Source organism: Micromonospora sp. MP36 (assembly GCF_008119785.1).
In the GTDB taxonomy this organism is placed as follows: Bacteria; Actinomycetota; Actinomycetes; order Mycobacteriales; family Micromonosporaceae; genus Micromonospora.
This window is the reverse complement of record NZ_VSFA01000160.1, coordinates 1-11699: the sequence shown is the minus strand read 5'-3', so window position 1 is coordinate 11699 and position 11699 is coordinate 1. Positions and strand designations below refer to the sequence as shown.

8 protein-coding genes are annotated in these 11699 nt (G+C 69.3%); 4 read left to right on the top strand and 4 right to left on the bottom strand.

Features of this window, described 5'->3' with window-relative positions:
- Window positions 1-137: 137 nt before the first annotated feature.
- Window positions 138-1871 (top strand): HEAT repeat domain-containing protein, encoded by a 1734-nt coding sequence (locus FXF52_RS38530; protein WP_148804602.1) that lies wholly within the window; start codon window positions 138-140, stop codon window positions 1869-1871.
- A gap of 214 nt (window positions 1872-2085) precedes the next feature.
- The gene (locus FXF52_RS38525) at window positions 2086-2778 is read left to right on the top strand and encodes a hypothetical protein (RefSeq protein ID WP_148804601.1); all 693 of its coding nucleotides are present in this window, start codon (window positions 2086-2088) and stop codon (window positions 2776-2778) included.
- A gap of 299 nt (window positions 2779-3077) precedes the next feature.
- Here FXF52_RS38525 and FXF52_RS38520 read toward each other — a convergent pair whose 3' ends face one another.
- The 4 genes from FXF52_RS38520 to FXF52_RS38505 form a co-directional block, all read right to left on the bottom strand.
- Window positions 3078-5159 carry a BTAD domain-containing putative transcriptional regulator gene (locus FXF52_RS38520; protein WP_255472829.1) on the bottom strand — a complete coding sequence of 694 codons (2082 nt, stop codon included), beginning with the start codon at window positions 5157-5159 and terminating at the stop codon, window positions 3078-3080.
- Between the two features lies 1 nt (window position 5160).
- Window positions 5161-7086 carry an Hsp70 family protein gene (locus FXF52_RS38515; protein WP_148804600.1) on the bottom strand — a complete coding sequence of 642 codons (1926 nt, stop codon included), beginning with the start codon at window positions 7084-7086 and terminating at the stop codon, window positions 5161-5163.
- A 268-nt stretch (window positions 7087-7354) separates the two neighbouring features.
- Complete coding sequence (locus FXF52_RS38510) at window positions 7355-7699, bottom strand: hypothetical protein (RefSeq protein ID WP_148804599.1); 345 nt, start codon at window positions 7697-7699, stop codon at window positions 7355-7357.
- Window positions 7700-8482: 783 nt separating this feature from the next.
- Window positions 8483-9157, bottom strand: coding sequence for an HNH endonuclease family protein (locus FXF52_RS38505; protein WP_148804598.1), 675 nt, complete (start codon window positions 9155-9157; stop codon window positions 8483-8485).
- 621 nt (window positions 9158-9778) lie between these two features.
- On the opposite strand from FXF52_RS38505, the gene FXF52_RS38500 reads away from it, so the two are divergent.
- Both FXF52_RS38500 and FXF52_RS38495 read left to right on the top strand, forming a co-directional pair.
- Complete coding sequence (locus tag FXF52_RS38500; RefSeq protein WP_187413969.1) at window positions 9779-11212, top strand: glycosyltransferase family 39 protein; 1434 nt, start codon at window positions 9779-9781, stop codon at window positions 11210-11212.
- 316 nt (window positions 11213-11528) lie between these two features.
- Window positions 11529-11699 (top strand): glycosyltransferase (locus tag FXF52_RS38495; protein ID WP_148797904.1); only part of this gene is annotated, 171 nt, incomplete at its 3' end.

Sequence of the window (11699 nt, the reverse complement as noted above, 5' to 3'; positions counted from 1 at the left end):
GAAGCGGATACCTGATCACATTGCGTACCGGGACACTCTTGAGTAAGGATCAGGCTCATGACGTACGGAAAGGGCGCCCTGCGCCTCACAGAGTGAACAGCCCGGCGCCGGCGGTGTCGCCGGACGGCTGGAGGTGGTTGGAAACGGGCATCGTCTCGGGCGATCTCCTGGTCCCCGGTAATCATGCGCGGTCCTGGATCTTCGAAACAGTCCAGGCTGACCGGGACGGGCCGCTGACCCATCGTCTGCTGACCTTTACGACCGACGGCCGCGCATTGGTGCGGCGGACGGTTTTCGAGTTGCTGGGCCAGTTGTGCTTCCAGCATTCCGACTGGCCTCTGGTGGCATCCGCGACGGAGTTGGCCCTGAGTGACGTGGACCTGCCGGTACGGCGTATCGCGGCGGCGTTACTGGTGCACATTGTCGAACCCGATCGGGCCATGGCGGTGTTGAACGCCTCGACCGATCCGTTCGTCCGGATCGGCCTCATGCACGCCATACTCCGGCGCAAGGTCCCGGAACATCAAGCGATTCTGGATCGCCTGCGGTCGGATCCGGTTCCGGCCATTCGGCTGCTGGCCAACATCGCAGTGTTCAACAGGGACGACTCGGTGGCCTGGCCGGCGTTGGACGCCGCGATCCGGACCGATCTCGAAGTCTCCATCAGTGTCTTGAACGCGCTGGGATCCCCTTATGCGGAGACGGCGGGTGAGCTCTGGGCACGGGCGCTGACCGGTCTCGACCGGGTGCAGGACTGCTGTGCCTGGGCGGAACGGCTCGCGAACCCGGCCGAGAGCTCACAGGTCAGGCTCGAAGGCGTACGGATGGCGGTTGGGGCGATGCGTGCATGGCGCTCCGCGCCCGCCCGAGTGGCGCCGATGCTGACCGGTCTCCTCGGGGAAAAACCTTCCGAAGTGCGGTCCGCGGCGCTGCGAGCGTTGGCGTTGTCGTTGACCGCGTCCCGGCTGGGCGCCGACGATCTTGCGGCGGTGATGGACGACCCTGATCTCGGCGCGGTGGCGGCCACCGCGCTGGGTTGTGTCGGCGACCACCGCGCGGTGCCGCATCTGGTACGGCTGATGCTCTCCGACAGCGACGAGCCCCGGCTGGCGGAGGCGTTCCGGGCGGTTGCTCGGGCGGGCGCTGACCCGGAGGCGCCGGTGGCCGCCGCTCGCCAGATTTTGGCCGCGCTTCCGGATTCATGCGCGCCTGAGCTGCCGATGCGGGTGCTGGCCGTGTTCGGTCCGGCTGCGGCTGCAGCCGTTCCGGAGCTTATCGCCAGGCTCGAAGGGGCCGAGAACGACACTCCGGACTGGGCGTTCTACGTCCTGGGACAGATCGGCCCCGCCGCCGCAGCCGCGGCCCCGGGGCTGCGGGAGTACCCGACGCAAGGCGCGACGTCCGCCCTTCTCAAAGTCACGTCGGACCGCGCCGTGGCCGAACGGTATCTTGCCGGATGCCCGGAAGAACTTCGCCGTGGCCGCTTCGCATCGGAGCTGCTGACCTGGCTCGCCGAGCACGGCGGGCTCACCGTCCGCCAGCACAAGCAACTGTGGAGCCTGTTCAGGGTTCCCGGATTCGAGCAGGTGGAATCGGCCGGCGCACTGTGGCTCCACGAAGGTCCTGCGGTCGCCGATGAACTGCTGGCAGTCCTGCCAAAGTACCTGTCCGACGACCTGTACGGGCCCAAGGTGCTGCGGGTACTCACCGCGATGGGGTCGCACGCGCGGCCGATACTCGACCGGCTGGATCGGTTCATAGCCTCGCGGCGTCGAGCGGCGTTCAATATCGGCGACGAGGACGCCGAGATGCGCGCGGACGAGATGTTGCTCGCCGCGACGATCGCCGCTCGCGAGCAGATCGCCGGATAACTCCGCAAGATGAGGGCCTAGCCACCGCGTGGGCGTACTCTTCCGCCGTCCGGGCATGCTGACCGGTCAAGAGCGGTCACGGTCGGTAGCTGGCCCCTGAGTCGAGCGGGCATCCTGAACTGGCCGATGTGCGTACGTCTGATGTCCGCTGGCAGTCATTGACGCGCATGTCATAGGCTCGGAAAGCGGAGCACCAGTCAACTGGGAAGTTCATGTGCACGTGCTCGACGATCCCGACGGTCTGTCACCAAGGGCTCAGGCGTTCCTGTGCCGCGCCGGGAACCGGCAGCCGGAGCAGCCTCGACTGCTGACTGACCTTATGCAAGTGCCAGACCGGTCGGGACGGCTGATTGCGGCACCTCTTGAGTTGACCGTTAGGCGGGAAGCCTTCGCCACCCGCTTCGGCGGGTTGCGCTACGACGTACGCCGCAGCGTCCGCATCGGCGACGAGCGCCTCGACACCCTCCGCCGCTGGCAATTCGACCTGCTCGACATGGTTCGGGCGGAGCGCACGGGGTGGTCATTCGCGTGGTACGGGGAGCGCGTGTCGTCACCCGTGCTCTACCTCGCGCACACTGACGGCCGATTCGGGGTGAGCGCGGACGGTCCCTTCCTGGAGGTCTGTCCCTCGATCAATCACCTGATCGAGGGACACGCGCTCATGGACGAGCTGTATGACTGGGAGCCTGTGCCACCCAGTTCGCTGGAGGCGTGGGTCCCCAACGACATGACCAATGCACACCTTGGCGAGTTCCTCGCCGCACTGCCACCCGTCCCAGAGGCATCGGGACCGTGTGATCGATGGTGGCGCTCCGACGAACTCGCCATCCGCCTGTTCCACGGATGGACCGGTAGTCAACCACGCCCCACCGGCATCATGATCTGGAGCCGGAACGGCCAGATTTGATGAGCCGGCGACAGTACTCGCTTGATTCGACAGTGGACTTCCGCCAACCTCGCCCGCTCATGCCGCGATCCGCGTCGGCCGACTGCGTGCCGGCAACTGAGCCTAGTTGTTGGCGCGGAGACCGGTGGGCCGATGGCCAGCGGCACGCTGTTCCTCTGGGCATGCGGATCTTTGTACGTCAGCGCGTACCTGACTCTGTAGCGGAACCCGTACGCCGACACCTGCGGGCTCAACCTCGCATTCAGTGAGTCTGCTTAACGACTTTCACTCACACCTGCGGAGGCAAGCCCGGCACCCTCTCATTGGCCAGAAGCGGCCGTGCTGCTGAGCCGGGCGGCCGTGTCGCGGATTTCGTCGCTGGGGTCGAGGCCAGCTTCGGTGAGGCGGCGGGTGTAGGTGTGGTGTATTTCGGCGACGGCGTTGTGGTCGCCGAGGGCGGCGAGGATGTTCATCGCCCGTACGTGTAGGTCGGCGTTGTAGGGGTCGACGCGGATGCCTTGTTGCAGTACGGCGAGGGCTTGGTGCGGGTCGTGTGCGGTGGCGGCGAGGGCGACGTGGGCGTCGATGACGTGCCGGCGGGTGGCTTCGCGGATCGGGTCGGCCCAGGGCCATGTGCGGCCGGCGGCGAGGTCGCCGTGGTAGGCGTCGATGACCGCCTGCCAGGCGATCGTGGTGTTGGTGACGGCGGTGGCGGCGTGCTGGACCGCAGCGTGGAAGCGCCACAGGTCCACGTCCAGGTGGTCGGGGTTGAGGCGGTAGCGGTCATCGGTGTGGTCGACGATGCTCAGCCCGGACGCGGCTCTGACGGTTCCGCGTAGGTCGCTGAGTGTCGTGTAGAGCCGGCCGGTGAGCGAGTGTCGGGGCAGGCCGGGCCAGAGGGCGTCGACCAGTTGCCGGCTGTCCGCCCCGTCGGGGTGGGCGGCGAGGAACACCAGGGCCTGCATGGCCGCGGTACGGCGGATGGCCAACGGCTCACCGTTGACGGCCAGCATCGGCTCTCCCAGGATCCGCAGCTTCAGCCGCCGCCCCGGGACATCGACCCACGGACGCGGGTGGTGCCGGCTCGCCTGGCGTGGCACCCGCCGCCCGGACACGCGCACGGCGTGCGGGGAGGTAATCGGCGGATCGGGGTCGGTGTGGGCGATCACGGTGAGCAGGTCTGTTGTCGCCATCGCGTCGAGGACGCACAACCGCGGTCCGGCCCACCCGGGTCGGCGGGGGTCGTGGGTGTGGCCCGCGGCGTCAACCTGCCAGGTCACGCTGGCCGGCCATCCGCTCAACGCCACGACGGTCGCGCCGGCGGCTGATACGGCGGCCAACCGCTCGACGACGGTGTCTGATGGTGGTTCGTCGATGATCAGAACGACGGCAGCGGCCGGCGGGTCCTCGGGCCGCTGCGGCTCGTCCCCACGGCGGTCATGGCCGGTTGTCCGAGATTCCGCGGCCCGCATCGCCTCGTCGACGCCGTCTGCGACCGCTAGCCGTGGCAGGCGTTGCCGCAGCTCGTCGGCGGCGGTGCCGAGCAGGCTGGCCAGGGCGGCGCGGGTGACGACAAGCGACGCCGCGGGATGCCGGCGCCCGGCCAGCAGGGCGGTGACCAGCAGGCCCCTCGCTGCGGCCATGGCGCCCGGGCCGGTGAGCCCCACCCCTGCGGTGGGGAGACCGGAGATGAGGGCCGGCATCGCACCGGACGATCCGTCGCCGGCAGGGGCCAGGTCGGCTGGCTGCGGTGTCGGGGGGTGGTCGGCGAGGGCGGCTTGCACGGCAGTGGCAGTCGCGGGCAGCGGGCCCAGGTCCGCGTCCTCGCGTGCGGAGCCGTCGGGTGGGCGGGGCTGGTAGGCGAGGCGGCGGCGTAGCCAGACGAGGGCTCCGGCGGCGGCGACCTGGTCGGCGACCTCGCGGGGCAGCCACCCGCCGGACACCATGATCCCGTCATCTGACTGGACGCTGCCGTACGCGTCGGGCTGGTCGCCTGGGTTGTCGAGCGTGCCGGCGGTGACCGGGAGGGCAGGCTCCGGCGGCGTGGCGGTCGCCGTGTTGGCGGTGACGGTGAACACCGCCGCTCCGGCCATTCCGCTTGCCGTGGCCTGCAAGGGCGTGGGCAGGGGCATGCGCCGCAGCCACGCGGCGCCGGTCCGGAGGCGGGTCAGGGCCCGGACGGTGACCGTGTAGGCCAGCACCAGCCAGACCAGCCACGCCCCGACGGTCAACGCCGCCACCAAGGTCTGCTCGGTCAGCGGCTGCTCCACCCACGCCCGCACCTGCTGCCCGTCCGGCCACCCGTCGACCGGCGGGCCGACGACGAACAGCAGCACCATCGGCGGGCCGATCAGGAGCAGGAGGACGAACAGCAGCGACACCAGCTGCCGCGGCCACCGCACCTCACCCACCCCCACCCGGCGGCACAGCACCACCCCGCATCACCGCTGCGGGCTGGCCGGCGGGCGTGGGCGGGGCGGGGCGGACGACGCGGGTCCACAACCGGGCCGCCCACCACACCGCCACCGCGATGGCGTAGAAGACACCGAGAACGCCGGAGGCCCGCCAACTGACGATCGCCGCGGCGATCACCGCGAGCGGCGCGGCGAGGATCAGCCGGAACACCAATGGTGTCACCAGCGCCATGACCACGCCCACGCCGAGCAGCAGGCCACCGACGCGGCCGGCGATGTCGATCCACAGCACCATGTGTGGCCACCGGTCGGCGGTCAGCGAGTACTGGATCAGCAGCATGCCGGCCGCGGCGGTAATCACAGATCCTGTGGGCACCGTCAGCAGCGCCGACCAGCCACCGTGCGGCACCCGCCACTGCCGGGCGGCGACCACTGCCATTGCCACCGCCATCACCACGATCGGCGTGATCGGCCACAACGCCCAGCGCAGGAAACCGTTCACCGGCAGCCCGAAGTACTGGCTGGCGACCACCGCGTACAGGCCGGCGAACGCGACCCCGAGGGACACCGCGGCGAGGATCCCGACACTGACCTTCCCACCCTCGGACCTGATATCGGCGGTGGGGCTGCGTGCGGCGATCAGGGAACCGAGGACGGTGCCCGCTGCCAGGCACGCCAGGAGGGCGAACACGGCTGCCATGGCCAGCTCACCCCAGTTCAAGATCACCCAGTAGTGCAGGCCCGGCAGCGTTCGGCTGCCGTTGTGGTAGTCCGCGGTGAGGAAGTACTGCCAGATCAGGGCAAGGGACGCCAGTCCCGGCACCGCGATAGCCACCGCCCGCCGTACCGGCGGCACCGGCACCTCCACATGGGTGCCGGTGCCGGGACTCGCGGCGCCGGCGTCCGCCGCGCCCAACGCGGCGGCGCGCGCCCGTTCCGTCACCACCGTCGCGGCGACACCCGTCCGCTCGGCGATCAGCTTGTCCAGGTGCGGCAACTGGGCGCTGCCGCCAACGCAGAAGATCCCGGCCAGATCAGCGGGGCTGATCTCAGCGGCGGCGATCGCCTCGCCGGTCAGCTGCGCGACGCGCTCCACCACAGGGCGGGCGGCCGCCTCCAGCATGCCGCTGTTGACGATCACCGGCGGCCGGTCGGGAAGCGGCATCGTCACCGCCGGGTGCTGCGACAGAGCCTCCTTCGCGGTCTGGACACTGGCCGTCACCGCCCACCAGCCCTCACCGTCACCACCAGCATCCGGGGTGTGGTCGCCGGTGAGGGAGGCGGCGAGAGCGCGGTCAACTGTGCCGCCGCCGGCGGCCGGATCCGCGAGGGTCGCGAGAACCTCGAAACCGGCAGGCCCTCGGCGCAGAACGGTGACCTCGGCACCCGCACCCACATCGCATACGACGATGAATGACCCCACCGGCAGCTGTAGACCGGTGGCGAGGAGATGCTCGGCCACCGCCACCGGGGCCTCCACCAGACGAGGTTGTGCAAGACCAGCCCGGTGAGCGACCTGCCGCATCCACGTCCGCCGCCGCGGCCCCCAGCCCGCCGGCACCACCAACCGCACATCCCGAACCGGGCTGCCAGCCACCCGCTCCGCCTCACCGGCGACCCGGCGCAGCGTCGCGGCCATCGCCTCCACCGCATCGACCTGGGCGCCGTCGACGGTGAGCTGGTCATCGGCCGGGCGACGCGGATTCGGAATGAACCGGCCCGGCTGGTCCGCGGCCGCCTGCCACGCCCGCCGCCCCGTCCACACCTCCCCGTCCGTAGACAGGTAGACGCCGCTGGGCAGGTGTGGCATCCCGTCGAAGGACAGCGGGGACCACCTGCCATCAGGCCAGGCCAGAACGGCACCAGTGGTGGCCGTGCCGCAGTCGATCGCCAGCCGTGCCTCCCCCGCCCGCATGCATATAGTCAAACATGAGGATCACATTCACGTCACCCTTGAATTACCCACAGCAAGCATGACCGGTGTCGGAACCCACCCGTCCCGTCGCCAGTGGCAGCAGATCAAATCGCCGCATCGATGGGACCGATGCTGCTTCGCGCAGTGAGCGACAACCCGCCAACACGACCGCACGAGCGTGTGCGGCTTGTTAGCTGACGTCGATCACGGCGCACCCGCGCGACCCGCCTACGGTGCGGTGCAGACCGTCGGTGCTGCGCTCGGCGGCTCACCTACCGAACCGCCATTGGGTGTCTTCGAGGTAGCCGGCATGCTGGGCCTCCTCCCACTCCCGCATGCTCGGATACCGGTCACCGCAGTACCGCCGCCGCAGATGCTCGACGAACTGGGCCCGTTCGGCATCGCCCGCCAGCCACAGCCCCCGATCGCCGGCCCCCGCTCGCAACACCACAGCACCGTCGAGCTCAACCGTCATGGTGATCTTATCGTTGCGCGGCGCGCCCGCTCGTGCGGCCAGGTATGCGAAGTAGATGTAGCGGTAGTCGAACTCGTCGTGGCGGTCGTGCACCCAATCGAGCCACTGGTCCACCTGCGCCAAGGTCCACCGATCCATGCGTTCCTCCCCAGGTCGTCATTTAGATCAATGCTCGCTCCCGTCCGCCACAGGCCCAAGACCCCATGGCGGGGATACCAGGAAGAATCGCGGAGCGGCGCGCCGTCCTGAGGCCCTCACCGTGTGGCGCACGGCGGGGCTCATACCACAAGCGGTCAGCAGGGAACGGGTTGTCCACAGACGGATGCGAGGCGTCCACAGGGCCATCGCAGCGACCGCGGCATTGCTGACGGCGCTTACCGCAGCCGGAGGGGTCGATGAGACAGGGGAACTGCCCCCGATCCTGCTGCTACCGCAAGCAGGATCGTACGTCGGCCCACGCGCCGAGCCCGGCCCCACCATCACCCATCAGTACCTGCTCGACGACGACGAGAACGTCCCGCCCATCTACCGCTATGCCGGAGCAGTGGACGGCGGCTGACCCGACTCCTCGATACCGAGCGGTTGACCGCCGCCGCGCTGGCGCCTTCTGGGGCTGTCTATCACCGCAGCAACTGGCGGATCTGCGCGTCGGGCAGTCGCCAGACGTCCCAGCCCCCAGTTCAGAGGGCTAGTAGTCCGGAGATGATCATGGATGACTGCTCACGTGGATGCCGCTCCTGTTTGGCGGCAGCGATGGTGCGCGGCGAAGGAGCGGCGGACCTGCGTAAGCCTTCCGCCCCTTCACCACGTCGGCGCGGCGGGTGAATCAGCTGCACCGGTGGGACTTCCCGCGCTTGCTGCTTCCGGCTGTCGGGCCTACTGGTTGTCAGCGTTGCGGCTGAGAGCGCGAGCTGCCTGGCTTCAGGAGCTGCAGGTGTTCAGCATGCTCTGCAGGGCGGACTTCTCCGAGGACTGCAGGCTCAGCCCCCAGCTGTATTTCACGGTGATCCACATCTTGCTGTAGGTGCACCGGTACGACGACAGCGGCGGCTGCCATGTCGACGGGTCTTGGTCGCCCTTGGCCTGGTTGACGTTGTCGGTGACGGCGATCAGCTGCGGGCGGGTGAGGTCGTTGGCGAAGCTTTGCCGTTTGCTGGTGGTCCAGCTGCTGGCGCCCGATCGCCACGCTTCGGCGAGGGGCACGACGTGGTCGATGTCGACGTCGGAGGCGGCGTACCAGGTCGCGCCGTCGTACGGGCTGTACCAGCGGCCCGACACCGCGGCGCAGCTGCTGTCGGTCACGACGGACGTGCCGTCCCGCTTCAGGACGGTCTCCCGGGTGTTGCAGGTCCCGCTGATCGTGATCCAGTGCGGGAACAAGTCGCGGGAGTATCCGCTCATCGAGCCCTCAGTCCGAACGGTCAGGGCGTTGAGCTGCGACTGCGCGGTCGCCTTGGACGGGATCCCCGGGGGCGTCGCCAGGGCCGGCTGCGCGTTCACCACAGTCAGCCCGATGCCGGCCGTGACGAGCGCAGTTGCTACGGCTACCTGTCGCCGCCAAGTTGAAGTTCGGGTGGGGAGTCTGCTTGCTCGCATGGGGGCCTCCGAACGAGTGGTGTGAAACAGCGACTATCTCGAACGAGCATGTCCATCGACGGTCGTGTTTGTGAAGAGGTGGAGACCCGGTCGCAAAAGATTCACCCTCCACGCGCTGCGCGCCGGCGTCCAACGGGTTGACCGGTCGGCCGTTGGCCGCCACACGATGTCGCTGCGGGACCACGGTGCAAGAACGCCTCGACCACGCCCCGGCCGACACCCTCGCCGGCCACCGCACATGGTGACCACAGTAGACACGACGGCAGCCGCGCTTATCGTCGTGCCGGCGGCGTTGAACCCGCGTCGGCCACATCCCTCATACTGCGGCCGGCGCTGGGACCGCTACCGGACTTGCCAACGAACCTGTATCGCAACGGTCAGCATCCGGAGGTTGTCTAGCCGGACGCTCGTTTCCTCACCTGGCGGGGCACCGGGGCAGGACCCCGGCGAGCGTGAGGAGGCGCCCCGTTGGTGTCGCCGCCACCTGCTTCGACAGTGATCGCTTGGGGGTCACATGGCCCCACTGCCAGTCCCCTACAGTGTCGATCACCGACGTGAATGTGATTCAGGGCGGTTGCTGCCAAGAATGGGGTGACGGTGTACGTAAGGCCGGGAAACGATGTGGCCGACAGCGCCAGTGCAGGCACTGCCGTCCTTGACCCGCCCGCGCCGCAGGTCGAGGCCAGGTCCTGGCCGCGCTGGCGCTTCTGGCCTCTGGTGGCGATGGCCGTCACCGGGCTCGCCCTGTACGCCTTCTGGAGGTGGAGCCAGACGCTGCCACCCATCGGCTACGGCTACTTCGCCCGTCCGCCGATCTACGGAAAGCTGATTCCGGTCCGGGACGAGCTGGCGCTGACCGTGATCCCGGCCGGCGTGCTGCTGGCTGGCGTCGGCTGGATGATCACCTCCTGGCGTCGCCTGCCGACGTGGGTCGCCCTGGCGTTGGTGGTTGTCGCCGGGGTGGTCACCGCCACCGCGGTGAACCTGGTCCGGGGGCAGGTGGGTGAGCTCACCCGGGGCATCTCGACCGGCCCGGAGTCGACGTACTACACCGCTGACCTGCACTTGGTGTACGAGCTTGGGCTGCGCGAGTTCGTCGAGCGGCACGCCGAGCTCAGTGAGGGGTTCCGCTCGTACAACGGGCGGACCCACCCGGCCGGCGTGATGGCCTTTCTCTACCTGCTGTTCCGCGCCTTCGGCGCGTCGCACAGCCTGCGCGTCGCGGCGGCGATCGCCGTGGTCGCCTTCTGCTCGGCGGTTTCCGCCTGGCTGATCGGTCGCAGCCTGGGTGGGGAGCGGGCGGGCCGAATCGCTGCGGTGCTCTTCGCGGCGGCGCCGGCGCCGTTGATGATGGCGTACAGCAATCTCGACACGGTCTTCGCCGTGCCGATGACGATGAGCGTCGCGCTGTTCCTGCTCGCCGCCGAGCGGCGGTCGTGGCGGCTGTCTGCGGCGGCAGGCGCCGTGCTGGGGCTGGCCACCCTGATGACCTTCGCCACGTCCTTCATCGTGCTCTCGGCGACCATCGCGCTGGTGATCCAGACCGGGTGGCGGACGGCGGTGCGGCTGCTGGCCGCCGCGGCGGCGGGCGGCGTGGCGGTGCTGGCCCTGGCCTGGCTCGCCCTGGGCTTCGACGTCCTCGCCTCGTACCAGGTGTCGCCGACGGTTTCCGTCCCCTACAACTGGTACTGGTTCCTGGGCAGCCCAGCGGCCTGGCTGATCTACGCCGGTCTGCCGCTGGCCGCCCTCGGGATCTACGGGGTGTTCCGGAAGGTGCCGGGGGCGAGACGGCCGGTGCTCGTGATCGTGCTCGTGCTCTTCCTGGTCGTCTGGGCGGGGTTGCCGTCGGAGCTGACCAAGCTGCGCCCGGGCGAGGTGGAGCGGACGTGGATGTTCCTCTACCCGATGGTGGCCGGCGCGGCCGGCGTGGTCGTGGACCGCTGGACCGCCGGGTTCGTCCCCCGCTGGCGGCGAGGCGGCATCGTCGCCGGCCTGGTGCTGCTCTCGGTCGGGCAGGCGGTGTTCCTCCAAGCCCTCTACAACAACTACTTCTGACCTGCCCGGGAGCTCTGGCCGAAGCCCGCCTCAGTCCAGCCCAGATCAACACCGCAACGACTAGCCCGACTCCGCCCTGAGCGCCGCCTACCCCAAACCGGAATCGTCACCGGCGTCGCCGCTCTACTCGCGGCGGCCGCGGTTCTACCAGAGTTGGGCGGAAGGGAACTCTTGCGGCAGATCGGGCGGCCCCGGGGGTGCGCGCCACTCAGCCGAACGGCTGAACCCAGGTCCCGCTCGTGGCCATGCTCTGGTGACCTTGGCGAGCAGCCAGGGTTACGCTAGCCCGCCTTGACCTTGCCACTGTGGAGAATCAGTGAAGCTCTCGATCCTCATGCCGGTCTACAACGAGGAAGAACGGATCGCGGATGCCCTCAAGCAGGCGTTGGCGGTGGACTACCCGTGCGAGATCGAACTCGTGGTCGTCGACGACGGCAGCCGCGACGGCACCGCCGAGGTGCTCGGCCGGGTGGACGACGCCCGGTTG